Below are 25,982 nucleotides of genomic sequence, written 5' to 3'. Positions count from 1 at the left end.
CTCAACAGGCCGTCGACTCCAGCGCCACGGCACCAGCCTCAGCGTGAGTCTCGCCACGCAGGAACGCAAACACCACCAGCGCCGTCACCACCGTCACGCCTGCCAGCACGCACAGCAGCGTGCCGAATGCGGCACCGTAGGCATGCAGCAGCGCCGCGCGGTCCATGCCGGGCAGCAGGGCCAGCGCCTGGGACAAGTCCCCGGTCGTGACGCGCTGCGCCGCCTGCGATGCGGCGGCGGCATGCCCCAGTTGCGCCGTCACAAGTGCCGTCAGTCCGGCCCCCACCAGCGCCAGCGCAATCCCCTCCCCCGCCACCCGCACGGTGTTAAAGATGCCCGATGCCATGCCCGCCCGCTCGCGCGGCACCACACTCACGGCCAACCCGTCCATCAGGCCCCAGGGCAGGCCGATGCCGGCGCCGATCAACAACAGCGGCCACACGATGTCGTGCAGCGGCGTGCCCGGCGCGCAACGACTGAGCCAGAACAGCCCCGCCGCGCACACCAGCAGCCCCACGGCCGAAATCACGCCCGCCGAGAACCGGTGCGCGAGCGATGCCGCCAGCGTCGGCACGACGAGGATCGGCCCCGAGAGCGCGAACATGAAAGTCCCCGCCTCGATCGCGCTGCGCCCTTCGAGCCCGATGAAGCGGATCGGCAGCAGCACCAGCAGTACGACGAAGCCATAGGCCGGCGCGGCAGCCAGCAGTTGCACGCCCACGAAGCGCGGAAAACGGAACAGCGACAGATCGAGCATGGGATGCGCCACGCGCCGCTCGATGGCGATGAAAGCCGTGCCCATCAGCGCCGCGCCCGCCAGCGCGCAAAGCACCCACGGGCTGCCCCAGCCGCTGTCGGGCGCCTGCAGTACGCCGAGCGTCAGCAGGCTCAGCGCGGCGGTGAAAGTCGCCGTGCCCGGCATGTCGAGCCCCATGGCATCAGGATTACGCGACTCGCGCATGCTCGGCGCGGCGATGCACAGCGCCACGAGGCTGACCGCGCCGGGGCTCAGCATCACCGCCTGCCAGCCGAAGCTCTCGGCAAGCCAGCCCGAGAGGATGGAGCCGCACGACAGCCCCACGCCGAACGAAGTGCCGATCAGGCTGAAGGCCCGCGTGCGCGCCGCGCCGTCGAACACCTGCGCCAGCGCGGCCGTGCCCGCCGCAAAGGCCGCGGCCGAGCCCAGCCCCTGCAGGGCCCGCGCCAGATCGAAGGCGACGATGCCGGGGGCCAGCGTCAGCAGCGAGCTGCTCAGCGCCACCACCGCGAGCCCCAGCAGGAACACGCGCTTGCGCCCATAGGCATCGGCCAGCGCCCCGGCCGCCATCAGCGTGGCGCCGAAGCTCAGCATGAAGGCGTTGGTCACCCAGTTGAGCTGCACCGGGCTGCCGCCCAGCGCATCGCGGATCGCGGGCAGCACCACCGCCGGGCCGGTGAAGCTCAGCGGCATGCCCAGCGCTGCCAGGCAGACGGCGGCCAGCAGCCAGTTCTTGTTGGGAGAAGACGTGGACATCGAAGGCTTTCACGCAGGAGAAAGGAAGCCACAGAAGATAGAAAGGAATCAATGGAATGAAAATGGCGCTATTGATCCTCACACTCCCAACCCAGGGTTGCTAATCCATGGACAGCTTCAGCGGACTCGAATCCTTCGTGCGTGCGGCCGACCAGCTGAGCTTTGCCAAGGCCGGCCGGCAGCTGGGCATCTCGGCTTCGGCGGTGGGCAAGAACGTCGCACGGCTCGAGCAGCAGCTCGGCGTGCGCCTTTTCAACCGCACCACGCGCCACACGCGGCTGACGCAGGAAGGCGCGCTCTTCCACGAACGCTGCCGCCGCATCCTCGACGAGCTGGACGATGCGCGCGCCATGATGCAAGACGCCGTCGCCGCCCCGCGCGGCCGGCTGCGCGTGAGCCTGCCGACCATCGGCTACCGCTTCCTGCTGCCGATCCTGCCGGACTTCAAGGCGCGCTACCCCGAGATCGAGCTCGACCTCGACTTCAACGACCGGCTGGTCGACGTGATCGCCGAGGGCGTCGACGTGGCGATCCGCAGCGGCGACCTGGTCGATTCGCAACTGGTGGCGCGGCGGCTCGGCCCGTTCCAGTTCGTGCTGGTGGCGTCACCGGCTTATCTCGAACGCCACGGCGTGCCGCAGGTGCCGGCCGACCTGATACAGCACGCCTGCCTGCGCTACAAGTTCGTGACCGGCGGCAAGGTCGAGGAATGGGACCTGCCCGGGCTGCCCGCGCAACTGCCGCCCGGCCTGCTGTGCAACAACATGGAAGCCATGCTGGGCGCGGCCGTGGCCGGACTCGGCGTGGCCTACATGCCTGACTTCCTGGCGCGCGATTCGCTGTACCGAGGCGAGCTTCAGCGCGTGCTGGCCACGCACCTCGTGCGGCAGGGGCAGTTCTCGGCGCTGTGGCCGTCGAGCCGGCAGTTGTCGCCGAAGGTGCGGGCGTTTGTGGACTTTGCGGGGGAGCGGATGTTCAAGGAGGGCGACGAAGTCCCGCCCACCCCGGTCACGAGGCAGGCCACGCGCGGATGATCAGCCCGGTTCCACCTGCTCGGCGACCGCCTCGGCAGGCGCAGCCATCGGCACAGGAGTCGCAGCCACGTTGATGGGTGGCACCGCGACCGGCGCGACGACCGGTTCGGCGACAGGCTCAACGACTGCGGCAACGGGCGCCACTTCGGCAGGCGCGGCCACGGCGGCAGGCATCACCTCCGCGGGCTTGGCCGCCCTGACAGGCTTCACGCCCTCTGCAGTCACCGTTTTTGCAGCCGCCGGCTTCGTCGGCTCCGCCTTCACAGCCACCGGCTCGCTCCCAAGCCGGCTCAGTGCCAGTGCAGCCTTCAGCGGGAACAGCGTGCGCTCGTCGCCCTCCGCGGCATTGCTCACAGTGGTGCCGCTGGTCTCGCCGAGGCTGGCCGTGCGCACCGAGTCGAGCCGATGCGCAGGCACCATGAACGGCGAGTGCGTGGTGTAGATGATCTGGTTGCCGAAGTCTTTCTCGAAGTGAGCCAGCAGGTCGGCCTGCGAGTGCGGATGCAGGTGCAGGCCGGGTTCGTCCAGCAGCAGCACCGCGTCTTCCGCGCGCCCACCCTTCGTGTCTGCGAAGAACGCGATGTAGAACGAGAAGAACCACTGGAAGCCGCGGCTGCGCTCGTCGAGGTTCACTTCGACCTCGTAGGTGCCGTTAGGGTCGGACACCAGCGTGTCGAGGTACTGGCCATCGAGGTTGAAGCGCACTTTCAGCGGACGATCTTTCCAGAGGCGGCGGATCTCTGCCGTCACCACCGAGCCGGCACGGTTGACGAGCTGGTTGCGCGTGGCCTGGTCGTTCTTTTCGAGCAGGTTTTGCAGCTGCTGCGGATCGAGCCCCGCGACCTTGCACAGCTTGCCGAAGCTCTGCTGCTCGGGTGTGAGCTGGCCCCAGCCCTGACGCCCCAGGTACTCGGCAATGTTCTGGCGGCCGGGCAGTGCCGGGTATTCGTCGACATAGACGAAGCGCGGCAGCTTCCCGATCACCCAGGCCTGCGCGCGGGCGAGCGCGGGCGTGTCGTTGGAGATGGACAGGGCCATGTCTTCCAGCTCGGCCAGCATCTGCTCCTGCTTGTCGCTGAGTTCGGCGCCCGCCACGGCCAGCGCCTTGCGCAGGGCCTGCGCCGCCTTGACCGCGCCGGCCGACCACTTGATGTAGTCGGGGCTCATGATCATCGCGGCGTCGAAGGTGTCGGCCTCCTGCTCGAGCGTGGCCTTCGCTTCCTCGGCTACCTTTTCGGCGGCGGCCTTCACGGCCGGCACGATCTTGCGGACCTTGCCCTTGATGTCGCTCACGTCGAGCGACAGCGCCGTGAGCCCTTCGAGCCCGGCCTGGCGCGCCGTGCCATAGCCGCGGGCCGCGGTAACGTGGCGCACGCCTGCCGCGCGCGGCAGGATCGCGGCCAGCTCTGCCTGCTCGCTCTCGTCCAGGCTCCAGCGTGTGAAGACGACGGGGGTGTCACCGGTGCACTCTTCCAGGCGCCGGTGGCGGGGAAAGTCCTTGATGGGGCTGAGTTCGGCCAGGCCCTCTGCGGGGTTCAGGCTGTGGAGTGCGCGCAGCAGGTTCGATTTGCCGCTGTCATTTCGACCGAGGATCGCCGTGATCTGTGTGGAGTCGATGAGGCCGCTGTCGTTGATCGAGCGAAAGTTGGTGATCTGGAATGACGCCAAGCGCATGTAGAAAGATTCTTCCGAGTGAATTGAATACGGGGTCGGGGAATGTATTGCATTCCACGACCCCGTTCGGCTCGACCCCGAAGAAAAAGATGGCTACTCGGCAGCGCGTCGCAACGTGTCGACCACCGGGCGGCGCAGCACGTCGCGCAGGCCCCACCATCCCGCACCCAGCGCCAGCACCGCGCCGGCCAGTGCGCCCGCCACCGGCACGATCGGCGAAGCAGTCCAGGTGAACTCGAACACAAAGCGCGCCAGGGCCCAGCCGATCACCGAAGCCACGATGCTCGCGAGAAAGCCCGCAAGCAGCCCGACGCCCACGAGCTCGGCGCGCTGCACCTGCCGCAGCAGGCTGGCGCGCGCGCCCACCGCGCGCATCACCGCGAATTCGCGCGCCCGCTCCTCGCGCGTGGCCGTCACCGCCGCGAACAGCACCACCAGCCCGGCCGCGAGCGTGAAGCCGAACAGGAACTCGACCGCGCGGATCACCTGGTCGAGCACGCGCTGCACCTGGTTGATGGTGGCGCTCATGTCGACGTTGGTCACGTTCGGGTAGCTGCGCACCAGTGCGTTGTCGAAGCCCCGGGTCTCGGGCGCGCGGAAGGCGCCCATGTAGGTGGTAGGCACGTCGGCCAGCGAGGCCACCGTGTACATCACGAAGAAATTGGCGTGCATCGAGCCCCAGTCGACCTTGCGCAGCGAGGTGATGCGAGCCTCGTTCTGCATGCCGCCGATGTCGAAGCGCAGCATGTCGCCGAGCTTGAGGCCCAGCGTCTCGGCCAAGCCCTCTTCCACGCTCACTTCGCCCGTCGCATCGGGCGTCCACTTGCCCAAGGTGATGGTGTTGTGCGCGGGCGCATTCACGCTGTTGCTCAGGTTGAACTCGCGGTCCACCAGGCGCTTGGCGCGGTCTTCGGCGTAGTCGTCGGGCGTCACGGGCTTGTCGTTGATGGCAATCAGCCGGCCGCGGATCATCGGGTACCAGTCGAACTTGCCCACGCCCGCGTCGCGCAGCGACTTCTGGAAGGCGTCGCTCTGGTCGGGCATGACGTTGATGACGAAGCGGTTCGGCGCATCGGGCGGCGTGGCCTGGCGCCAGCTCGCGACGAGATCGGTGCGCAGCAGCACCAGCAGCACCAGCGCCAGCAGGCCGACCGACAGCGCACTGACCTGCACCACCGCGTACGCCGGCCGCGCCGAAATCTGCCGCGTGGCCAGCACCAGCCAGCGCGGCGCCGTCGTTTCGTTGACGCTGCGTCGCAGCACCTTCACCGCCAGCCAGCTCAGCAGCGCGAACACCGCCACCGCACCCGCGAAGCCGCCGACCGCGATCAGCCCCAGCTTGATGTCGCTGCTGGCCGCCATCAGCAGCGCCGCGAAGCCCGCCACGCCAACGCCCAGCACCGCGAGCGATGCCGGCTTGAGCCCGCCCACGTCGCGCCGGATCACGCGCAGTGGCGGCACTCGGGCCAGTTGCAGCACAGGCGGCAGGCCGAAGGCGAACAGCAGCGTGAGCCCCATGCCGAGCCCGAAGGCGACGGGCCACAAGGTAGCCGCGGGCAGCGCGGTTTCGACCAGCCCCGCCAGCAGCAGCACGAACACGTAATGCACCGCGAAGCCGATCGCCACGCCCAGCCCGCTGGCCACGATGCCGATCACAGCGAACTCGAAGGAATAGGCCACGGCGATGGTGCGCTGGCTCTGGCCCAGCACCCGCAGCATCGCGCAGTCGTCGAGGTGGCTGGCCGCGAAGCCGCGCGCGGCCAGCGCCACCGCCACGGCCGACAGCAGCGCCGCGAGCAGCGCGACCAGGCTCAGGAATTTCTCGGCGCGGTCCAGCGTCTGGCGCATCTCGGGGCGGCCGCCCTCGAAGGAATCGAGCCGCACGCCGCGCAGCTCGCCCTTCTTGATGGTGGCGTCGGCCCAGTCACTGAAGCGTTTCACCGCCGCGTCGCCGCCCGCCACCGCGTAGCGATAGCCGACGCGGCTGGCGGGCTGCACGAGCCCGGTGCGCGGCACGTCGGCCTGGTTGAGCATCACGCGCGGAGAGAAGCTCATGAAGCCGGCGCCACGGTCGGGCTCCAGCGTGATGACGCGGCCGACGCGCAGGCCGGTGTCGCCCAGCAGCATCGTGTCGCCGACCTTGAGCGCGAGCGAGTCGAGCAGCGAGGCATCGACCCACACCTCGCCCGGCGGCGGGATGTCGCGCGTGATGGCGCCCGGCCCGTCGACGGTGGTGGAGGTCTGCAGGTTGCCACGCAGTGGGTAACCAGCGGCCACGGCCTTCAGCGCCACCAGCTTGCTGGCGCCGCCCTGCGCGTCCCCGGCCCGCGCCATGGTCGGAAAGCCGTAGGTGCCGCTGCCTTCCAGGCCCAGCGATTTCGCCTGCGCCACGAAGGCCTCGGGCGTCGGGTTGTCGCTGACGATCACTGCGTCGCCGCCCAGCAGCTGGCGCGCGTCGCGCTTGAGCCCGCCCTGCAGGCGGTCGGCGAAGAAACCGACAGCCGTGAGCGCGGCCACGGCCAGCACCACGGCAACGATCAACAGGCGCAGTTCGCCGGCGCGCAGGTCGCGCCAGAGCGTGCGCCAACCCAGGCGGAGGGAGGCATTCATGGCGCGAACGATAGCCGACGGTCAGGGGCACGGCTGGATTCAAGGGTTATTGCGCCCTTTCGGCCCTTGATCCCGACAGGATGCTGTCGCATGATGCGACAAACGTATCCCGTTTGTCGCAAACCGGGCACTCCCGGCAAGCGAAAAACGAGGCCATAAAAACAGCCCGTTGTCAGACCCGTCCTTCCCAAGGAGTGTCGATGCCCCGATGTCAGCGTTTGCAGATCGTCGGCCTGTGCCTTGTCGCAGGCATGCTGGCGAGTGCCTGCGATCCCAAGGTCCCCACGCCGAAGGCCGAAGGCGGCACCACCGGCGCGAGCCCGACGGGCATCAAGCCCGCCGAGTCCGGCGACAAGGTCGAATCCTCCGCTTCCCACAAAGGCCCGTCCGAAGGCGGCACAGCCATCGGCGGCATGAGCGGCCCGGGCGGTGGCGGCTCTTCCGGCGGCGCGGCGCCCGCGCCGAGCGGTGGCGACGGCACTGCGGCGCCCAAGTAGCGCGGCCCGACTGATTCATTCAATCAAGTTTCCCGGCAAAAAGAAGATCACGATGAAACACCCCACTTCACCGCTGCAGGAGGTCACGTCATGGACATGAACCGCCGGCAATTCTTCCGCGTCAGCAGTGCGGGGCTGGTCGGCTCCAGCATCGTGGCGCTCGGCTTCTCGCCGACCGCCGCGCTGGCCGAGGCCCGCAACTTCAAGCTCGCGCGCACCACCGAGACCCGCAACACCTGCCCGTACTGCTCGGTGGGCTGCGGGCTCATCATGTACAGCCTTGGCGACAAGGCGAAGAACGTGGTGTCCGACATCCTCCATATAGAGGGCGATGCCGACCACCCCGTGAACCGCGGCACGCTGTGCCCCAAGGGCGCGGGCCTGCTCGACTTCGTGCACAGCCCCAACCGCCTGAAGTACCCCGAGGTGCGCGAGGCCGGCAGCACCGAATGGAAGCGCATCGGCTGGAACGAGGCGCTCGACCGCATCGCCAAGCTGCTCAAGGCCGACCGCGACGCCAACTTCCAGACCACCAACGCCGAGGGCAAGACCGTGAACCGCTGGACCAGCAGCGGCATGCTCTGCGCCTCGGCCTCGTCCAACGAAACGGGCTACATCACGCACAAGGCATTCCGCTCGACCGGAATGCTGGTGTTCGACAACCAGGCACGCGTTTGACACGGACCTACGGTGGCCAGTCTGGCCCCGACGTTCGGACGAGGCGCGATGACCAACCATTGGCAGGACATCCAGAACGCGGATGTCGTGCTGATCATGGGCGGCAATGCCGCGGAGGCGCATCCGTGCGGCTTCAAGTGGGTCATCGAGGCCAAGAAGCAGAACAAAGCGCGCCTTGTCGTGGTCGACCCGCGCTTCACGCGCTCGGCCGCCATGGCCGACTACTACGCCCCGATACGCGCGGGCTCGGACATCGCGTTCCTCGCAGGGGTCATCAACTACCTGCTGGGCAACGACAAGATCCAGACGGAGTACGTGCGCAACTACACCAACGCGCCGTTCATCGTCGGGCCTGACTACAAGTTCGAGGACGGCCTGTTCAGCGGCTACAACGCCGAGAAGCGCAACTACGACCCCAAGTCGTGGGGCTACGCGCTCGACGAGCAGGGCATGGCCAAGGTCGACATGACCATGCAGGACCCGCAGTGCGTGCTGCAGGTGATGAAGCGGCACTACTCGCGCTACACGCCCGAGCTGGTGAGCCGCATCACCGGCACGCCGCAGGACAAGTTCCTGAAGGTGTGCGAGTACATCGCGAGCACCAGCACGTCCACGCGCACCATGACCATCATGTACGCACTGGGCTGGACGCAGCACAGCCAGGGCTCGCAGATGATCCGCACCGGCGCCATCGTGCAGCTGCTGCTGGGCAACATCGGCGTGCCCGGCGGCGGCATGAACGCGCTGCGCGGCCACAGCAACATCCAGGGCCTGACCGACCTGGGGCTGCTGTCGAACTCCCTGCCCGGCTACATGTCGCTGGCGCGTGACAGCGAGCAGACGCTGGACGTCTACTACAAGACCCGCGCGCTGAAGCCGCTGCGTCCCAACCAGATGAGCTACTGGCAGAACTACCCGAAGTTCTTCGTCAGCATGCAGAAGGCGTGGTGGGGCAACGCGGCCACGGCGGAGAACGAGTGGGCCTTCCACTACCTGCCGAAGATCGACAAGCTCTACGACATCCTGCAGGCCTTCGAGCTCATGAACCAGGGCAAGCTCAACGGCTACATCTGCCAGGGCTTCAACCCGGTGGGCTCGTTCCCGGACAAGAAGAAGATCGTCGATGGGCTGTCCAAGCTCAAGTTCCTCGTCACCATCGATCCGCTGATGACCGAGACCAGCGAGTTCTGGCGCAACTTCGGCGAGTTCAACGACGTCAAGACCACCGACATCCAGACCACGGTGTTCCGCCTGCCATCGACCTGCTTCGCGGAGGAAGACGGCTCGCTCACCAACTCCAGCCGCTGGCTGCAGTGGCACTGGAAGGGCGCGGAGCCGCCGGGCGAGGCCAGGGGCGATATCGAGATCATCGCGGGCATCTTCAACCGCATTCGCACGGCCTACGCGAAGGACGGCGGTGCGTATCCCGACCCGATCGTCAACCTCACCTGGCCCTACAAGATTCCGCACTCGCCTTCCGCACAGGAACTGGCGATGGAATACAACGGCCGCGCGCTGACCGACCTGCTCGACCCGAAGGACCCGACCAAGCCGCCAACGGTCAAAGCCGGCGAGCAGCTCTCGGGCTTCGGCCTGCTGCGCGACGACGGCAGCACCGCCAGCGGCTGCTGGATCTACAGCGGCGCATGGACACAGGCCGGCAACCAGATGGCACGGCGCGACAACGCCGACCCGTACGGCATCGGCATGGTGCAGAACTGGGCGTGGGCCTGGCCCGCGAACCGGCGCATTCTGTACAACGGAGCCTCGACCGATCCGGCCACCGGAAAGCCGTGGATCGCCAAGCGCGGCCTCATCGCGTGGAACGGCAAGCAGTGGACCGGCGCCGACGTTCCCGACATCCGGCCCGATGCGAACCCGACGGAAGCCGACGCGGTGCGCCCGTTCATCATGACAGCCGAGGGCGTGGCCCGGCTCTTCGCGCCGACGGGCATGGCCGAAGGACCGCTGCCCGAGCACTACGAGCCCTTCGAGTCGCCGCTGGTCAACAACCTGATGCACCCGAACAACGAGAAGGCGCGCGCCAACCCCGCGGCACGCATCTTCAAGGGCGACCTCGAGCGTCTCGGCGTGCCGAAGGACTTCCCGTACGTGGCGACCAGCTACCGGCTCACCGAGCACTTTCACTACTGGACCAAGAACGTGCGCACCTCGGCCATCATCCAGCCGCAGCAGTTCGTCGAGATTGGCGAGGAGCTTGCCAAGGACAAAGGCATCGCCAATGGCGACATGGTGAAGGTGTCGAGCAAGCGCGGCTTCATCAAGGCCGTGGCGCTGGTCACCAAGCGCATCGTCGGGCTGCAGGTCGATGGCCGTACCGTTCACACGGTGGGGCTGCCGAACCACTGGGGCTTCGTCGGCGTGGCCAAGCCGGGGTATCTGGTGAACACGCTCACGCCTTTCGTGGGCGACGCGAACACACAGACGCCCGAGTACAAGTCGTTCACCGTGAACATCGAAAAGGCCTGAGCGATGTCTTCCCTTCAAACCCTGGACATCGCTGCCCGATCGGCCACGACCACGCCGTCGCCCGACATCCGCAACCGCCCGCAGGTGCAGCAGGTGGCCAAGCTGATCGACGTGTCGACCTGCATCGGCTGCAAGGCCTGCCAGGTCGCATGCATGCAGTGGAACGACCTGCGCGACGACGTGGGCACCATGCACGGCACCTACGACAACCCGGTCGATCTCACGCCTTCCTCATGGACGGTGATGAAGTTCTCCGAAGTCGAACCCGAGGCCGGCAAGCTCGAATGGCTGATCCGCAAGGACGGCTGCATGCACTGCGACGACCCGGGCTGCCTGAAGTCGTGTCCGGCGCCGGGTGCCATCGTCAAGTACAGCAACGGCATCGTCGACTTCATCAGCGAGCACTGCGTGGGCTGCGGCAACTGCGTGACCGGCTGCCCCTTCGACGTGCCGCGCATCAGCAAGGCCGACAACAAGGCCTACAAGTGCTCGCTGTGCTCAGATCGCGTGGGCGTGGGCCTGGAGCCGGCCTGCGTCAAGGCCTGCCCCACGGGCGCGCTGCATTTCGGCACCAAGGAAGACATGCACGAGTACGCCTCGGAGCGCATCGTCGACCTGAAGGAGCGCGGCTTTTCCAACGCCGGCGTGTACGACCCTGCCGGCGTGGGCGGCACGCACGTGATGTACGTGCTGCAGCACGCCGACCGGCCAGGCCTGTACGCCGACCTGCCGAAGGACCCGCACATCAGCCCGCTGGTGTCGCTGTGGAAGGGCGTGGCCAAGCCGCTCGCGATGGTCGCCATGATCGGCGCCGTGGTGGGCAGCTTCTTCCACTACATGAAGACCGGCCCCATCGAGCCGAAGGACGAGCATCCGGATGCCGACCGCGATGGCAAGCCCGACGACGTGGTGGTGATCGAAGAGCCGCCTGCGTCACCCCCCGCACCATCCACCGCGCCCCGTGCATGAGGAGAACGCGATGACACGCTATTACCTTCGCCGCTACCGCGACGCCACGCGCATGAACCACTGGTTCGTCGCGATCATGTTCTTCGCGGCCGCGCTCTCGGGCCTGGCCTTCTTCCACCCGAGCCTGTTCTTTTTGAGCACGCTGTTCGGCGGCGGGCCGTGGACGCGCATCCTGCATCCGTTCATGGGGCTGCTGATGGTGCTGGGCTTCGTGTTCCTGTTCGGCGCGATGTGGCGCGAGAACATCCTCGACCGCGGCGACCGCGAGTGGATCGCCAACGCGCCGAAGATGCTCAAGGGCGACAAGTCGAGCATGCCGCCGGTGGGCAAGTACAACGCGGGGCAGAAGCTGGTGTTCTGGGCCTTCGGTGTCAGCCTGCTGCTGTTGCTGGTGACGGGCTTCATGTTCTGGAGCCCGTGGTTCGTCGGGTTCTTCCCGATCCTCCTGCGGCGCATCGCGGTGGTAGTGCATTCGGTGTCGGCCGTGGTGCTGATCATTTCGGTCATCACGCACATCTACGCGGCCATCTGGGTCAAGGGCACGCTGCGCGCGATGACGCGCGGCACGGTCACGGAAGGCTGGGCCAAGCTCAACCATCCCCTGTGGCATCGCAAAATGACGCGAGGTGAGTGATACTGCCCCGATGACGAGTTCCACCGGCAGCCCACCGCCGATCCGGACCACCCGCATCCTCGATCCTGAACAGATCGCGATGCAGGCCGGACGGCAGATGCCGTTCCTGCGTTTGCCGGTTCGGTCCCTCGTGTTCTCCGACCGGCAATTGCGGCTGCGCCAGCTCGCGGCTTCGCATTCGATGCGGGAGTACCTGATCTTCATCGCCGATCTTGCGCAGGCACAGCACCAGGTGCTGCAGGACTACGCACCGGTCACGTTGCCTGAATCCGATTCACTCGAAGCCGCATCGAAGGTGCTGAAACCGCCGATGCCCGCTTTCGGCTGGACGCGCGATCCGGTGTGGCTGCAGGAGCTTCGCCGTCTGCTCGACCTCTTCCGCGCACGGCTGCCCGAAGGCCCTGCACGCGACACGCTCGACCGCGTGGTGGCGGCCGACGATGCGTGGATCAACGAGCAGGCCGACCGGCTCTCGCGCCGCATCATGTTCGGCCTCGACCTCGCAGCCGCGCCACTGATTGCCGCGGGGCTGCAGGCCTACTGGGCTCAGCTCGTGCTGCAGGTGGCCGACCGCGAAGGCGAGAACATCTTCGGCCGCACCGATCCCGGCAACGAATGCCCCTGCTGCGGCAGCGTGCCCACCGTGAGCATCACGCGCATCGGTGCCGACGAAGCGGGCTTCCGCTACCTGCACTGTTCGCTGTGCAGCACCGAGTGGCACTACGTGCGCATCAAGTGCACGCACTGCGAGAGCACCAAGGGCATTCACTTCGAATCGCTCTCCCCGCAACCCGGCGTGGAGCTGCCGGCCACCGGCGCGCGCGAAGGCGCAGTGAAGGCCGAGTGCTGCGACAGCTGCGGCCACTACCTCAAGCAGATCGCGATGGAGAAAGACCCCGAGGTCGAGCCCGTCGCCGACGACCTCGCCAGCGTCACGCTCGACCTGCTGGTGTCCGAAGCCGGCCATCAACGCAGCGGCCACAATTTGATGCTGCTGTTCGGCGACCCCGAAATCCCCGACGACGGCGGAGGCGGCTGATGGCAGCGCCCGAAGAGTCCGTGGTCCACGGCTCGACGGCAAGGCCCCAGGATCTGCCTTCTGTCGATCAACTGCTGCGCCTCGCCGTGCCGGGCGCATTGCTGGCCGAGCACGGCCATACGCTGGTGGTGAAAGAGGCCCGTGCGCTGCTCGAAGGGCTTCGCGCGCGGGCTGTGGCGGGCAAGCTGATGGCCGCCGAGGTGCGGCACGACGCACTCGGCGATGCGCTTGCAGCGCGCATCCAGGCCCGCCTCGCACCACGCATGTGCGCCGTGCTGAATCTCACCGGCACCGTCATCCACACCAACCTCGGCCGCGCACTGCTGGCCGACGCGGCGCTGCAGCGGCTGCTGGCGGTGATGACATCGCCCAACAACCTCGAATACGACCTCGCCACCGGCAGCCGCGGCGATCGCGACTCGCTGGTCGAAGAACTGCTGTGCAGCATCACCGGCGCCGAGGCCGCCACGGTGGTCAACAACAACGCGGCCGCCGTGCTGCTCACCATCGCGGCACTGGCACGCGATCGCGAAGTGATCGTCTCGCGCGGCGAGCTGGTGGAGATCGGCGGCGCCTTCCGCATGCCCGACGTGATGGCCAGCGCGGGCGCGCGCATGGTCGAGGTCGGCACCACCAACCGCACGCATCCGCAGGACTACGAGCGCGCCATCAACGAACACACCGCGCTGGTGATGAAGGTGCACACCAGCAACTACGCCGTGCAGGGCTTTACCGCCGCAGTCGACGAAGCCACGCTCGCCGGCATCGCGCATGCGCGCGGCGTGCCGCTGGCGACCGACCTGGGCAGCGGCTCGCTGGTCGACCTCGCGCACTACGGCCTGCCGCGCGAGCCGCTGCCGCAGGAGATGCTTGCAGCCGGCTGCGACGTGGTCACCTTCTCGGGCGACAAGCTGCTGGGCGGTCCGCAGGCCGGGCTGATCGTCGGCAGCAAGGCCGCCGTGGGCCGCATCCGCAAGTTCCCGATGAAGCGCGCGCTGCGCATGAGCAAGCTGCCGCTGGCCGCGCTCGAAGCCACGCTGTCGCTGTACCTGCGGCCCGAGCGTCTTGCGCAAGACCTGCCGACGCTGCGGCTGCTCACGCGGCCCGCCGATGCGATCCGCGAGATGGCCGAGGCGTTGAAGGCGCCCGTGCAGGCAGCGGTGTCGCCGCGCTTCACCGTCGAAGTCGTGCCGCTGCTCGGGCAGATCGGCTCCGGCTCGCTGCCGGTCGAACGCCTGCCCTCGGCCGGGCTGGCGCTCGCGCCGGCCGGCACGTCGAAGAAGGGCACGGGCACCGCGCTCGACGCCCTCGCCACCGCGCTGCGTGGCCTGCCGCTGCCGGTGATTGGCCGCATCGCGGAAGACCGCCTGCTGCTCGACCTGCGCTGCCTGGAAGACAGCGCGCCCTTCACGGCCCAGCTCGATGCCCTGCGCGAGCGGCTGCAATAGACCGACTCCCTCAACCCGTACTCCAGGAAAAAGCGATGAATCCCCTCGAAGTGCTCGCCGGTATCGAAACGCAAACGCTGCAGCCCTCGGCCCAGCGCACCGACAGCGAGGGACGCTTTCCACGAGAGACGATCCAGGCGCTGGGCCAGGCCGGCCTGCTCGGGCTTGTCTCGGCCACGTCGGTCGGCGGCCAGGGCCTGGGCCTGAAGGAAGCCGCGCAGGTGGTCTCTCGCATCGCGCAGACCTGCCCGTCCACCGCGATGGTCGTGTGCATGCACTACTGCGCCACCGCCGTGCTCGAACAGTTCGGCCCCGAGGCCACGCGCCGCGCGATTGCCGAGGGTAAGCACCTGAGCACGCTGGCCTTTTCGGAAGCCGATTCGCGCAGCCACTTCTGGGCCCCCACCGGCACCGCCCGCGCAGATGGCGCGAACGTGGTGCTCGATGCCCGCAAGAGCTGGGTCACCTCCGCCTTCGAGGCCGACAGCTATGTGTGGTCGAGCAAGCCGCTCGCGGCCGAAGGCGCCAGCACGCTGTGGCTGGTCGATGCGAAGTCCGACGGCCTGAGCCAGCCCGGCCGCTTCGACGGACTGGGGCTGCGCGGCAACGCCTCCACGCCGATCACCGCGAAGGATGTGCGCATCGCGGCCAGCGCCCGGCTCGGCGAAGACGGCAAGGGCTTCGACGCCATGATGGGCGTGGTGCTGCCATGGTTCTCGGTGCTCAGCGCCGCCTGCTCGACGGGCCTGATGGAAGGCGCCCTGAGCCGTGCCATCGGCCATGTGAGCCAGACGAAGCACGTGCACCTCGATTCGTCGCTGGCCGACCTCCCGACCATTCGCGCCTACCTGGCACGTGCGCGCATCAAGACCGACATGGTGCAGGCGCTGCTCGACGACACCGTGGCGGCCATCGGCGCGAGCCGCCCCGACACCATGCTGCGCGTGCTCGAAGTGAAGGCGGCCGCCGCCGAAGCCGCGCTCGAAGTCACCGACATCGCCATGCGCGTATGCGGTGGCGCGGCCTTCCGCAAGGAGGCAGGCATCGAGCGGCTGTTCCGCGATGCGCGCGCATCGAGCGTGATGGCACCGACCTCCGACGTGCTGTACGACTTCATCGGCAAGGCCATCACCGGCCTGCCGCTGTTTTGAGGAACCGCGCCATGTCCGAGTCGACGCTGATCATGGGCGCCGTGGCCTACGCGCCCAAGGTCGTCACCATCTGGGAGGGCTTCAAGACCTTCTTCGTGAAGAACGGCCTGCCCTTCGACTACGTGCTGTATTCGAACTACGAAAGCCAGGTCGAGGCGCAGTTCGACGGCACGCTGCACCTGGCGTGGAATTCGCCGCTGGCGTGGGTGCGGGCCGACCGCATCGCGCGCAGCCGCGGCCAGCAGGTGCAGGCCGTGGCGATGCGCGACACCGACTGCGACCTGCGCTCGGCCATCGTCGTGCGGGCCGACAGCCCGGTGCAGTCGCTGGCCGATCTGCGCGGCAAGACCGTCGGGCTGGGTGCGCTCGATTCGCCGCAGGCCACGCTGATTCCGCTCGACCACCTGCGCACCGAAGGCCTGGTGAAGTCGCGTGACTTCCAGGTGCGCTACTTCGACGTGCTCGGCGGCAAGCATGGCGACCACATCGGCGGCGAGCGCGATGCGGCCATCGCGCTGATGGCCGGCGAGGTCGACGCCTGCTGCCTGATCGACGGCAACCACCTGGCCTTCGGCCTCGACGGCACGCTGCCTTCGGGCAGCACGCGCGTGCTGGCGCGCACCGGCGCGTACGACCACTGCAACTTCACCACCAGCCCCGGCGCGCCGGCCACGTTGATCGACAGCTTCGTGTCGCTGCTGATGGCGATGCGCTGGGACGACCCGCAGGTGCGCCCACTGCTCGAACTCGAAGGCCTGCGCGAATGGCGCGCCGGACGCACCAGCGGCTACGCGCTGCTCGAGCGCGCGGTGGACGACGAGCATTTCTACGACGGCGATGGCCGCATCACCAACCCCGACTATCGATATTGAGTCGCTGGGCCTCGACCAAGGCGCCCTGCTGCTCATTCGCCGCGCGCTGGCTGAAAGGCCGGTGGGCGGCGAGCTGCGCGTGCGCGGGCAATCGCCGGACTGGCAGATGCACCTGGAAGCCTGGTGCCGCAGCCAGGGGCATCCGCTGCGCTTCGAGACGGCGGAGGAGGCTTTGGTCACGCGCGGCCCGCATGCCGAGGGCCGCTGGCTCGGCGCGCAATCGACCGGCGCTGCGCAGGGCGACGCCAACGGTGCGCCCGCCGAAGACGCCGCGCCCGGCTGGGGCCTGGCCGCGCGCGGTGCCACGGTGGAGGCCGGCAGCCCGCCCTTCTTCTTCGCCCTGCACCGCCGCGACGAAGTGTGGGCGGCGACGGCGGGCGAGCTCTACCGGCAGGCAGCAGCAGCCCAATGGGACCCGGGCACGGCCATCGACTGGGACGCGCCCTTCGACCTGTCGCCCGCCGTGGAAGCAGCGGTCGTGCAGGTGATGACCTATCTCATCGAAAACGAGAACGCCGCGCTGCTGGTGCCGGCGCGCCACCTCGGGCAGATCCATCCGCATTTCCGCGAGGTGCTGCAGTTGCTCGCGCTGCAATGCGCGGACGAGGCGCGGCACGTCGAAGTCTTCACGCGCCGCGCCACGTTGCGCGGCCACCAGCCTGCGCTGTCGACCGCCGGCGGTCAGGCCTCGCTGCGCACGCTGTTCGATGCGCCCGATTTCTCCGTCGCCACCTTCCTGCTGGCCGTGCTCGGCGAGGGCAGCTTCGTGAACCTGCTCAACTTTTTGCATGCGCATGCGCCCGACCCGGTGACGCGGCAGATCGCGCGGCTCACGGCGCGCGACGAGGCACGCCACGTCGCCTTCGGCATGGCGCATCTCGAATACCGGCTCTCGGTGCAGCCCGACTACCAGGCGCGGCTGCGCAACGCCATCGAGGTGCGCTACGACACGCTGGCCAGCACGGCGGGCCTCAACGAGGAGGTGTTCGACGCGCTGGTGCTGCTGGCGGCCGGCGAACTCTCGCCCACTGCCGTCGCGCGTGGCCACGCGGCCGTGCAGCAGCTGCAGCGCGACATGGCAGCCGGACGGCGCTCGCGTCTCGCGCGGCTGGGCTTCGACCGTGACGAGGCGCAGCGGCTGTCCGAGCTGCACACCCGCAACTTCATGTGACGACGCCCCCACGATGATCATCGGCACCGCAGGCCACATCGACCACGGCAAGACCACGCTGGTGCGCGCGCTCACCGGCGTCGACACCGACCGGCTGCCCGAGGAAAAGCGCCGCGGCATTTCCATCGAGCTGGGCTACGCCTACCTGCATGCGCCCGATGGCGTGTCGCTCGGCTTCGTCGACGTGCCCGGCCACGAGCGCCTGCTGCACACCATGCTGGCCGGTGCCACGGGCATCGACCACGCACTGCTGGTGGTGGCTGCCGACGACGGTGTGATGCCACAGACGCGCGAGCATCTGGCGGTGGTGGCGCTGCTGGGCGTTCGCGAGGCGACTGTGGCCATCACCAAGATCGACCGCATTGACGAGGCCGTACGCGAAGCGCGGCTCGCCGAGGTACGCGCGGACATCGCCACGCTGCTCGCGCCCACGCCGCTTGCGCAGGCGCCCATGCTGGCGGTGTCGGCGACGACCGGCGAAGGCATCGATGCGTTGCGGGAGCGGCTGCTCGACGTGGCGCGCCAGGAGCACGCGCGCGAAGACGACCTGGCGTTTCGCCTCGCCGTCGATCGCGCCTTCACGCTGTCGGGCGTCGGCACCGTGGTCACGGGAACGGTCTTCAGCGGCACGGTGCGCATCGGGGACGAACTGCGCGTGGTGCCTGGCGACCGCACGGTGCGCGTGCGCGGCATCCATGCGCAGAACCAGAAGGCCGAATCGGCGCGCGCGGGCCAGCGCTGTGCGCTGGCACTGGCCGGCGTCACCAAGGACGAGATGCATCGCGGCGACTGGGTCTGCACACCGTCCATCGCGCTTGCCACCGACCGCATCGACGTGCTCCTCACGCTGTGGCCCGACGAGGCCAAGCCTCTGCGCTCAGGCGCGACGGTGCACGCGCACCTCGGCGCGAGCGATGTGATGGCGTCTGTCGCGCTGCTCGACCGCGATGCACTCGCGCCCGGCGAAACGGCCTTTGCACAGCTGGTGCTGCGGGAAGCAGTCGGCGCATGGCATGGCGACCGCGGCGTGCTGCGCGATGCCTCTGCCACGCGCACCGTGGCCGGCGTGCGCGTGCTCGATCCGTTCGCGCCAGTGCGCTACCGCCGCACGCCCGAGCGCCTGCGCACGCTGGCGGCCTGGGCCATCGACGACCGCGATGCCCGCGTGGCCGCGCTGCTGCACAACACGCCGCTGGGCGTCGACACCGCGCGAACAGCGCGCGCTCTCTCGCTGGCCGATGAAGGTGCGATGCCGCTGCCTGGCGATGCCGTGCGCATCGACCACACGGCCATCGCGCAGACGCATCTGGACACGCTTGAAGAACAGATCACCGGGCGCCTCGCGGACTTCCATCGCACCGCGCCAGACGAAGTCGGACCCGATGCGCGCCGCCTCAAGCGGCTGGCCGGTCCACGCGCGGACGACTCGCTGTGGCGCCATGCGCTCGATGCGCTGGTCGCGCGCGGTGCGCTGGTGCGCAGCGGCACCTGGCTGCATCTGCCCGATCACGCGGCGCGCCTCGGTGAAGCCGAACAGAAGCTCGCACAGAAGCTATTGCCCAGGCTGGCCGATGGCGGCTTCGATCCGCCATGGGTGCGCGATCTTGCGAAGGACTGCGCGGTGGGCGAGCCGATGGTGCGGCAGACGCTCGCGAGTCTCGCGCGGCGTGGCGAGACCTTTCAGGTGGTGAAGGACTTGTACTATCCGTTGGCAACCATCGAGCGGTTGGCGGCGTTGGCACGCGATTGCCTCGATGGCCCTGAAGGCTTGCAGGCCGCGAGTTTTCGCGATGCGACGGGATTGGGACGCAAGCGCGCAATCCAGTTGCTCGAATTTTTTGACCGTGTGGGCTATACGCGGCGCGTGAAGGACACGCACTTGCTGCGGCCCGATACGACGTTGTTCGGGGCGAGGCCGTGAACGACAAGAGTCATGGGAGGGGATCGTCCCTGGTGGGGCGGCTGGGCTTCAAACCCAGTGGGTGGCGCCAGTCGTCGCCGGGAAGGTTCGACTCCTTCCCCCTTCCGCCGTCGAGCGGGCATTCGACGAGTCGGCATAGGACCGCTCTGTCAGGGCACCACGCGCAGCGAGGGCTCACCGGCCTCTACACGACCGATGACCGCCGCTTGCGCAAAGCCTTCGTCGCGGAAGATCTTCAGCACGGCATCGACCGCTTCAGGCGCGCAGCTCACGAGCAGGCCGCCCGAGGTCTGCGGATCGCTCAGCAGGTTTTGTGTGGTGGCGTGCAGGCCGGCGGCCAGCTCCACGTCGGCGCCGTAGCCGGCCCAGTTGCGCCCCGAGGCACCGGTGACCATGCCCTCGGCGGCCATCACCACCACGTTGTCGAGCAGCGGCACCTTCGACCATTCGATCACCGCCTTGAGCTTCGCGCCGCGCGCCAGTTCGAGCGTGTGGCCAGCGAGGCCGAAACCCGTCACGTCGGTCAGCGCATGCACGCCGTCGAGCGCCGCGAGCGCGATGCCGGGCGTGTTGAGCTTCGTCGTGTTCTCGATCAGCTGGCGATAGCCGGTCTCGGAGAGCTTTTCTTTCTTGAGCGCGGCCGACAGCACGCCAACGCCCAGCGGCTTGCCCAGCACCAGCACGTCGCCCGCCTTCGCATCGGCATTGCGCCGCACGCGGTCGGGGTGCACGAGGCCCATGGCGACGAGCCCGTAGATCGGTTCGACCGAGTCGATGGTGTGGCCGCCGGCAATCGGGATGCCGGCTGCGCGGCACACGTCCTGCCCGCCGCGCACGATCTCGGCGATCACTTCCACCGGCAGCTGGTTGATCGGCATGGCCACCAGGGCCAACGCCATGATCGGGCGCCCGCCCATCGCGTACACGTCGCTGATCGCGTTGGTCGCGGCGATGCGGCCGAACTCGTAGGGGTCGTCCACGATGGGCATGAAGAAGTCGGTGGTGGCGATCAGCGCCTGCTGGTCGTTGAGCCTGTAGACCGCCGCGTCGTCGGCGGTCTCGATGCCCACCATGAGCTCGGGCGGGATCATGCTGCCCGCATGGTTCTTGAGGATCTGCGACAGCACGCCGGGCGCGATCTTGCAGCCGCAGCCGCCACCATGCGAAAAGCTCGTGAGGCGCAAAGGCGCGAGCGGGTTCATGAGCGTTGGGTTCATGGGCCGATTATCGAAGCGGCCCTGCTTTCTACAATCCCGTCCTTTCCTCTCCCACACCCGCTGCACGTTTTCGAGGCACATCCATGAAGAAGACTCTCACCCAGGTGGCGCTCGCGCTGGCCTTTTCCGTCGCCAGCTTCGGCGCCCTCGCCCAGGGCGTGCTGCGCGTCTCGGCCATTCCCGACGAAGCCCCCACCGAGCTGCAGCGCAAGTTCACACCGCTGGGCGACTACCTCAAGAAGGAAACCGGCATGGACGTGCAGTTCACGCCCGTGACTGACTATGCCGCCGTGGTCGAAGGCCTGGCCACCAACAAGATCGACCTGGCCTGGCTCGGCGGCTTCACCTTCGTGCAGGCACGCATTCGCACCAACGGCGGCGCGGTACCGATCGTGCAGCGCGCGGAAGACGAGGTGTTCACCAGCAAGTTCATCGTGCCGGTCGACAGCACCGCCAAGACGCTGGCCGACCTGAAGGGCAAGACCTTCGCCTTCGGCGCGCCCTCGTCCACCTCGGGCAGCCTGATGCCGCGCTACTTCCTGCTGCAGGCCGGCATCAACCCCGAGAAGGACTTCAAGACGGTCGCCTTCTCGGGCGCGCATGACGCCACGGTGGCCTTCGTGGCCGCATCGCGCGCCGAGGCAGGCGTGCTCAACGCATCGGTGTGGGACAAGCTGGTCGAGTCGAAGAACCCCAACGCCGCCAAGGTGCGCGTGTTGGCAACCACGCCGACCTACTACGACTACAACTGGACGGTGCGCCCGGGGCTCGATGCGGCCATTACCAAGAAGCTGACCGACGCGTTCCTGAAGCTCGACCCGGCCAACCCGGCGCAGAAGGAAATCATGGCGCTGCAGCGGGCTAGCAAGTTCATTCCGACCAAGTCGTCGAACTACGACGGCATCGAGACGGCGGGCAAGTCGGCTGGCCTGATCAAGTGAGTTTGCGCGGATGAGTTTTTCGCTGGAAGGCGCGGGTGTCGTGCACCCCAATGGCCAGCGAGCGCTGGCCGGGGTGACGCTGGCCGCGCACGACGGCGAACGCATCGCCGTCATCGGGCCCTCGGGCGCCGGCAAGACCACGCTGCTGCGCGTGCTCGGCGCGGCGCTGCGGCCCACGGAGGGCGAGGTTCAAGCCTTGGGCGCCAGGCCTTGGCAATTGCCAGCCGCGGCACTGAAGAAGCTGCGCGCCCGCATCGGCACCGTGCACCAGTCGCCGCCGATTGCGCCGCGCCTGCGCGTGGTCACAGCCGTGCTCGCGGGTCGGCTCGGCGAGTGGTCGACACTGCGCGCGCTGGGCTCGCTCTTCCATCCCTCGGACATTGCCGGTGCGCACGAAGTGCTGTCGCGCCTGTCGCTGGAAGACCGCCTGTTCGACCGCTGCGACCGCCTTTCGGGCGGCCAGCTGCAGCGCGTGGGCATTGCGCGGGCCCTGTATCAGCGCCCCGCCCTGCTGCTGGCCGATGAGCCTGTGTCCGCACTCGACCCCACACTGGCCGACGCCGCCATCGGCCAGCTTGTCGCGCAAAGCGAATCGACGGGCGCCACGCTGATGGCCTCGCTGCATGCGGTGGACCTCGCGCTGCGCTGGTTTCCGCGCATCGTCGGCATGCGCAACGGGCAGGTGATGTTCGATCTGCCCGCCGCGCAAGTAACAGCCGCGATGCTCGACGCGCTCTATGCGAGCGAAGGCGGCATCGCAACGCAGCGGCCGCAGCCGGCAAGTGCGGCAATGGAAGCGGCTTTCCATCGGCCGGACTGCCCTTGACGAGCACCGCCATCGCCCACCGCGACCCGCACGCCGCGCGCCGGCTGGCTGGATGCGTCGCCGCGCTCGTCATCGCATGGCCGATGTTGGCGCTGTCCGAATTCAAGCCGTGGGCGCTGTTCGCCGGCGGCAACCTCGCGGTCATCGGCGGCTTCCTGGCGGGCTTCTTTCCACCCGACGGCTCGGCCGCCTTTCTCGCGCTGCTCTTCAAGGCCACGCTCGAAACGCTGGCGATGGCCACGGCCGGCACCGCGCTGGCGTTGCTGATCGGCGCGCCACTGGGCTTCGTGACGACACGCGCTCTCTCCATCTCGCGCATTGGCCCAGGCCCCGGCCGCGTGCAGGCGGGCATCGTGCGGCAGGCCGCGCGCTGGCTGCTGATGGTGCTGCGGGCGATTCCCGAAATTGTCTGGGCACTGCTCTTCGTGCGCGCGCTCGGGCTCGGTCCCGCCGCGGGCGTGCTGGCGCTGGCCATCACCTACGGCGGCATGCTGGGCAAGGTCTACGCCGAGATCCTCGAATCGACCGACACACGCCCCGCGCGAGCCCTGCTCGAAAGCGGCAGCGGCCGGCTCTCGGCGCTCTGCTATGGGCTGCTGCCGAACACGGCGCAGGAACTGGCCTCGTACACCGTGTACCGCTGGGAATGCGCGGTGCGTGCGTCGGTGGTGATGGGCTTCGTCGGCGCAGGCGGACTGGGGCAGTTGATGGACCAGTCGATGAAGATGCTCAACGGCGGCGAGGCCAGCAGCATCCTGCTGGTGTTCCTGGCGCTCGTGCTGCTGGCCGACCTGCTGAGCAATGCGTTGCGGAGGCTGCTGGCATGACGACGATGCTGCCCCCACGCCCGCCGCCTTGCTGGCGTTGCCGCATTGCCCTGTTGCTGATCGGTGTGGCGGTGATTGCGAGCTTTGTGTATCTGGGCATCGACTATCGCGCGCTGGGCTCGTCGGAGTCGCTGCGGCTCATGGGCAAGTTCATCGCCGAGTTCTTCCCGCCCGATGTGTCGCCCGAGTTTCTCTCCAAGGTCGGCAACGGCGCGTTGCAGACGCTGGCCGTGTCCGCCCTTGGCACAGTGCTGGCGGCCATCGCGGGCGCGGTGCTCGCGTTGCCAGCCTCGGGCCGCGCCGGCTGGCTGCCGCGCCATGTGGCGCGCTTCGTTCTGAACTTCTTGCGCAGCGTGCCCGAACTCGTGTGGGCCGCGCTGATGGTGCTCGCCGCCGGCATCGGCCCTTTCGCTGGCGCGCTGGCACTGTCGCTGCACACCACCGGCGTGCTGGGCCGCCTGTTTGCCGAAGCGCTGGAAAACGCCCCGCGCGAACCCGAGCACGCGCTGACGCTCTCGGGCGCCAACCCCGTCACCGCCTTCAGCTACGCCAGCCTGCCCATCGTGCTGCCGCAGTGGGTGGCCTACGCGCTCTACCGCTGGGAGATGAACATCCGCATGGCAGCCGTGCTGGGCTTCGTGGGCGGCGGCGGGCTGGGGCAGCTGCTGTACTTCCACCTGTCGATCTTCCAGCAGCAGCAGGCGATGACGGTGCTGATCGCGATGTTCGTGCTGGTCACGCTGGTGGACTTTGCGAGCGCTCGCTTGCGCCGTGGCCTTGGACCTGCATACGCCTGAGTACCCGACAATCGGGGCATGAGGTTCCTGCCATGAGTCATCGCCAGCCCGTGCGGGTCGGCGACCGCCACGCCTTCGACACGCTGGTCGACGCCCGCTCCCCGGCCGAGTTCGCGCTCGACCACATCCCCGGCGCCATCAACTGCCCCGTGCTCGACGACGACGAGCGCCGCATCGTCGGCACTGTCTACGTTCAGACCGGCGCCTTCGAAGCCCGGCGCATCGGCGGCGCGATGGTCGCGGCCAACATCGCACGGCATCTGCGCGACACGCTGGCCGACCGGCCCGAGAACTGGAAGCCGCTGGTCTACTGCTGGCGCGGCGGCATGCGCAGCGGCTCGATGGTCACCTGGCTGCGCCTCGTCGGCTGGGACGCGCAGCAGCTCGCCGGCGGCTACAAGAGCTTTCGCCGGCACGTGATCTCGCAGATCGACACGCTTACCCCAAAGCTCGACCTGCGCGTGATCTGCGGCGCTACCGGCAGCGCAAAGACGCGCGTGCTGCACGCGCTGGCCGCGCGCGGCGCGCAGGTGCTCGATTTGGAAGATTTCGCCAGCCACAAGGGCTCGCTGCTCGGCTCGCTGCCGGGTGTGGCGCAGCCTTCGCAGAAGCACTTCGAGACGCTGATCGCAGCGGTACTCGAAACCGTCGATCTCTCGCGCCCGCTGTATGTGGAGGGAGAGAGCATCCGCATCGGGCGGCTGTCGCTGCCGTTGTCGCTGGTGGCGCGGATGCGGGCGGCGCCGTGCATCGAGGTGGCAGCCACGCCCGAGGCGCGGCTGGCTTATCTGCTGCGCGACTACGCCTACCTCGGCGACGACCGCGAGGCACTGGCCGACAAGATGGGCGTGCTGAAGGAAATGCAGGGGAAGGAGACGGTGGCGCGCTGGCAGCAGTGGGCGCATGAGGCCGATCTGCCGCATCTGTTTGCGGAGCTGATGGCGTTGCATTACGACCCGCATTACCAGAAGTCGCAGGAGCTGCACTTCAGGGCCTGGGTGCAGCGCCGGAGCGTGGTGGCGGAGGACTTGTCGGATCAGGGGATCGAGGCGGTGGCTGATGCGGTGTTGGAGCTGCATTGAACTGGTTGCGCTTTAGCAACCTGCTATCGCTATCGCGGTCACGGCGCTTTAGCCCCCACCAGTCTTCGGAGAGACATATGAAATTTGTCCCGTGACCACGTACTCTGGTTATCACTATGGATTTTCTAATACTCAGTGCCATTCGCGAGATAGCGATTTAGGCTAGACCAGGATCGCAGCGGCTCAACGAGAGGCGGTGGAGCAGGACGTTCAGTTTTCATCAATTTGTGGAAGCTGCGGCTGCCGATGGCAAACCTAAAGCCATTACCGCTTTACTTCATTCCGTACGCAATCATCGCTCGCCACAAAAAATAAAGCCATAGTTGATCAATTTGATCATCAACTCGAACCGAATTCCAGGAAGCCTCTACGCTATCTTTCAGAATCGCTTCTACAAAAAACGGGGCCCAGCAACCATTGCGTACTTCCCATTATTCACCAACAAAGCAAACTCATTACCCTTGGGAAATATGTAGAACGATCCGTGAATCATTTGAATCAAACCAGCCCTAATCCTTACATACATCGAATAGGATGCTTCGATTCTTGAAATCAAGGGGGGGGGGGGGGGGGGGGGGTAAAAAAACACGC

At 67.9% G+C, this 25,982-nt stretch carries 20 protein-coding genes and 1 tRNA gene; 17 read left to right on the top strand and 4 right to left on the bottom strand.

Annotated features, from left to right (window positions below; genetic code table 11):
- Position 1 precedes the first annotated feature (1 nt).
- On the bottom strand, positions 2-1,513 hold the full coding sequence (locus AC07O3_RS15550) for an MFS transporter (protein WP_495339748.1): 1,512 nt from the start codon (positions 1,511-1,513) through the stop codon (positions 2-4).
- 107 nt (positions 1,514-1,620) lie between these two features.
- Between AC07O3_RS15550 and AC07O3_RS15545 the strand changes: the two genes are divergently transcribed.
- Positions 1,621-2,547, top strand: coding sequence for a LysR family transcriptional regulator (locus AC07O3_RS15545; RefSeq protein ID WP_093057990.1), 927 nt, complete (start codon positions 1,621-1,623; stop codon positions 2,545-2,547).
- Here the strand turns inward: AC07O3_RS15545 and AC07O3_RS15540 are convergent, their stop codons facing one another.
- Positions 2,548-4,221 carry an AAA family ATPase gene (locus AC07O3_RS15540; RefSeq protein WP_495339747.1) on the bottom strand — a complete coding sequence of 558 codons (1,674 nt, stop codon included), beginning with the start codon at positions 4,219-4,221 and terminating at the stop codon, positions 2,548-2,550.
- Between the two features lie 93 nt (positions 4,222-4,314).
- Positions 4,315-6,831 (bottom strand): ABC transporter permease, encoded by a 2,517-nt coding sequence (locus tag AC07O3_RS15535; protein WP_495339746.1) that lies wholly within the window; start codon positions 6,829-6,831, stop codon positions 4,315-4,317.
- Between the two features lie 200 nt (positions 6,832-7,031).
- Between AC07O3_RS15535 and AC07O3_RS15530 the strand changes: the two genes are divergently transcribed.
- From AC07O3_RS15530 to AC07O3_RS15480, 11 genes are all read left to right on the top strand, one after another.
- Positions 7,032-7,328: a hypothetical protein gene (locus AC07O3_RS15530; RefSeq protein ID WP_093178653.1), complete on the top strand. Its 297-nt coding sequence runs from the start codon at positions 7,032-7,034 to the stop codon at positions 7,326-7,328.
- A gap of 90 nt (positions 7,329-7,418) precedes the next feature.
- Positions 7,419-10,496 carry a formate dehydrogenase-N subunit alpha gene (gene fdnG / locus AC07O3_RS15525; RefSeq protein WP_143696751.1) on the top strand — a complete coding sequence of 1,026 codons (3,078 nt, stop codon included), beginning with the start codon at positions 7,419-7,421 and terminating at the stop codon, positions 10,494-10,496.
- A 3-nt stretch (positions 10,497-10,499) separates the two neighbouring features.
- The gene (fdxH, locus tag AC07O3_RS15520; RefSeq protein ID WP_495339745.1) at positions 10,500-11,465 is read left to right on the top strand and encodes a formate dehydrogenase subunit beta; all 966 of its coding nucleotides are present in this window, start codon (positions 10,500-10,502) and stop codon (positions 11,463-11,465) included.
- A 10-nt stretch (positions 11,466-11,475) separates the two neighbouring features.
- Complete coding sequence (locus tag AC07O3_RS15515; protein ID WP_097198248.1) at positions 11,476-12,099, top strand: formate dehydrogenase subunit gamma; 624 nt, start codon at positions 11,476-11,478, stop codon at positions 12,097-12,099.
- 10 nt (positions 12,100-12,109) lie between these two features.
- On the top strand, positions 12,110-13,138 hold the full coding sequence (fdhE, locus tag AC07O3_RS15510) for a formate dehydrogenase accessory protein FdhE (protein WP_495339744.1): 1,029 nt from the start codon (positions 12,110-12,112) through the stop codon (positions 13,136-13,138).
- Positions 13,138-14,586: an L-seryl-tRNA(Sec) selenium transferase gene (gene selA / locus AC07O3_RS15505; RefSeq protein WP_495339743.1), complete on the top strand. Its 1,449-nt coding sequence runs from the start codon at positions 13,138-13,140 to the stop codon at positions 14,584-14,586. The genes fdhE and selA overlap by 1 nt, the downstream gene beginning before the upstream one ends.
- Positions 14,587-14,621: 35 nt before the next feature.
- On the top strand, positions 14,622-15,737 hold the full coding sequence (locus tag AC07O3_RS15500) for an acyl-CoA dehydrogenase family protein (protein ID WP_093077371.1): 1,116 nt from the start codon (positions 14,622-14,624) through the stop codon (positions 15,735-15,737).
- A gap of 11 nt (positions 15,738-15,748) precedes the next feature.
- Entirely contained in the window at positions 15,749-16,609 is an 861-nt protein-coding gene (locus AC07O3_RS15495; protein ID WP_495339742.1) for a phosphate/phosphite/phosphonate ABC transporter substrate-binding protein, read from the top strand.
- Positions 16,575-17,780, top strand: coding sequence for a ferritin-like domain-containing protein (locus AC07O3_RS15490; RefSeq protein ID WP_495339741.1), 1,206 nt, complete (start codon positions 16,575-16,577; stop codon positions 17,778-17,780). The genes AC07O3_RS15495 and AC07O3_RS15490 overlap by 35 nt, the downstream gene beginning before the upstream one ends.
- A 13-nt stretch (positions 17,781-17,793) precedes the next feature.
- Positions 17,794-19,701 (top strand): selenocysteine-specific translation elongation factor, encoded by a 1,908-nt coding sequence (selB, locus tag AC07O3_RS15485; protein ID WP_495339740.1) that lies wholly within the window; start codon positions 17,794-17,796, stop codon positions 19,699-19,701.
- Positions 19,702-19,715: 14 nt separating this feature from the next.
- Positions 19,716-19,808 (top strand) — tRNA-Sec (locus AC07O3_RS15480).
- Between the two features lie 42 nt (positions 19,809-19,850).
- Here the strand turns inward: AC07O3_RS15480 and selD are convergent.
- Complete coding sequence (selD, locus tag AC07O3_RS15475; protein WP_495339739.1) at positions 19,851-20,918, bottom strand: selenide, water dikinase SelD; 1,068 nt, start codon at positions 20,916-20,918, stop codon at positions 19,851-19,853.
- An 83-nt stretch (positions 20,919-21,001) separates the two neighbouring features.
- Between selD and AC07O3_RS15470 the strand changes: the two genes are divergently transcribed.
- The 5 genes from AC07O3_RS15470 to mnmH are packed head-to-tail and all read left to right on the top strand — an operon-like array spanning position 21,002 to position 25,391.
- Positions 21,002-21,859 carry a putative selenate ABC transporter substrate-binding protein gene (locus AC07O3_RS15470; protein ID WP_097198241.1) on the top strand — a complete coding sequence of 286 codons (858 nt, stop codon included), beginning with the start codon at positions 21,002-21,004 and terminating at the stop codon, positions 21,857-21,859.
- 10 nt (positions 21,860-21,869) lie between these two features.
- On the top strand, positions 21,870-22,685 hold the full coding sequence (locus tag AC07O3_RS15465; protein WP_440532419.1) for a phosphonate ABC transporter ATP-binding protein: 816 nt from the start codon (positions 21,870-21,872) through the stop codon (positions 22,683-22,685).
- The gene (locus AC07O3_RS15460; RefSeq protein ID WP_354337709.1) at positions 22,682-23,512 is read left to right on the top strand and encodes a PhnE/PtxC family ABC transporter permease; all 831 of its coding nucleotides are present in this window, start codon (positions 22,682-22,684) and stop codon (positions 23,510-23,512) included. The genes AC07O3_RS15465 and AC07O3_RS15460 overlap by 4 nt, the downstream gene beginning before the upstream one ends.
- Positions 23,509-24,309 carry a phosphonate ABC transporter, permease protein PhnE gene (gene phnE, locus AC07O3_RS15455; protein ID WP_093077384.1) on the top strand — a complete coding sequence of 267 codons (801 nt, stop codon included), beginning with the start codon at positions 23,509-23,511 and terminating at the stop codon, positions 24,307-24,309. The genes AC07O3_RS15460 and phnE overlap by 4 nt, the downstream gene beginning before the upstream one ends.
- Positions 24,310-24,341: 32 nt before the next feature.
- A complete protein-coding gene (gene mnmH, locus AC07O3_RS15450) occupies positions 24,342-25,391 on the top strand; it encodes a tRNA 2-selenouridine(34) synthase MnmH (protein WP_495339738.1) in 1,050 nt (349 codons plus the stop codon).
- Positions 25,392-25,982 lie beyond the last annotated feature (591 nt).

This window comes from Variovorax sp. GW821-FHT09D05 (genome assembly GCF_059416325.1).
Note: the sequence above shows the minus strand (reverse complement) of the source record. Positions and strands in the feature narration are given on the sequence as shown.

What these genes read in the sequence shown, in the direction of transcription:
- AC07O3_RS15530 (WP_093178653.1), top strand. Translation starts at nt 7,032, where the DNA reads ATGCCCCGATGTCAGCGTTTGCAGATCGTCGGCCTGTGCCTTGTCGCA.
- AC07O3_RS15540 (WP_495339747.1), bottom strand. Translation starts at nt 4,221, where the DNA reads ATGCGCTTGGCGTCATTCCAGATCACCAACTTTCGCTCGATCAACGAC.
- AC07O3_RS15465 (WP_440532419.1), top strand. Translation starts at nt 21,870, where the DNA reads ATGAGTTTTTCGCTGGAAGGCGCGGGTGTCGTGCACCCCAATGGCCAG.
- AC07O3_RS15495 (WP_495339742.1), top strand. Translation starts at nt 15,749, where the DNA reads ATGTCCGAGTCGACGCTGATCATGGGCGCCGTGGCCTACGCGCCCAAG.
- AC07O3_RS15515 (WP_097198248.1), top strand. Translation starts at nt 11,476, where the DNA reads ATGACACGCTATTACCTTCGCCGCTACCGCGACGCCACGCGCATGAAC.
- mnmH (WP_495339738.1), top strand. Translation starts at nt 24,342, where the DNA reads ATGAGTCATCGCCAGCCCGTGCGGGTCGGCGACCGCCACGCCTTCGAC.
- phnE (WP_093077384.1), top strand. Translation starts at nt 23,509, where the DNA reads ATGACGACGATGCTGCCCCCACGCCCGCCGCCTTGCTGGCGTTGCCGC.
- fdhE (WP_495339744.1), top strand. Translation starts at nt 12,110, where the DNA reads ATGACGAGTTCCACCGGCAGCCCACCGCCGATCCGGACCACCCGCATC.
- AC07O3_RS15490 (WP_495339741.1), top strand. Translation starts at nt 16,575, where the DNA reads ATGGCCGCATCACCAACCCCGACTATCGATATTGAGTCGCTGGGCCTC.
- selD (WP_495339739.1), bottom strand. Translation starts at nt 20,918, where the DNA reads ATGAACCCAACGCTCATGAACCCGCTCGCGCCTTTGCGCCTCACGAGC.
- selB (WP_495339740.1), top strand. Translation starts at nt 17,794, where the DNA reads ATGATCATCGGCACCGCAGGCCACATCGACCACGGCAAGACCACGCTG.
- AC07O3_RS15535 (WP_495339746.1), bottom strand. Translation starts at nt 6,831, where the DNA reads ATGAATGCCTCCCTCCGCCTGGGTTGGCGCACGCTCTGGCGCGACCTG.
- AC07O3_RS15545 (WP_093057990.1), top strand. Translation starts at nt 1,621, where the DNA reads ATGGACAGCTTCAGCGGACTCGAATCCTTCGTGCGTGCGGCCGACCAG.
- fdxH (WP_495339745.1), top strand. Translation starts at nt 10,500, where the DNA reads ATGTCTTCCCTTCAAACCCTGGACATCGCTGCCCGATCGGCCACGACC.
- AC07O3_RS15550 (WP_495339748.1), bottom strand. Translation starts at nt 1,513, where the DNA reads ATGTCCACGTCTTCTCCCAACAAGAACTGGCTGCTGGCCGCCGTCTGC.
- AC07O3_RS15470 (WP_097198241.1), top strand. Translation starts at nt 21,002, where the DNA reads ATGAAGAAGACTCTCACCCAGGTGGCGCTCGCGCTGGCCTTTTCCGTC.
- AC07O3_RS15500 (WP_093077371.1), top strand. Translation starts at nt 14,622, where the DNA reads ATGAATCCCCTCGAAGTGCTCGCCGGTATCGAAACGCAAACGCTGCAG.
- selA (WP_495339743.1), top strand. Translation starts at nt 13,138, where the DNA reads ATGGCAGCGCCCGAAGAGTCCGTGGTCCACGGCTCGACGGCAAGGCCC.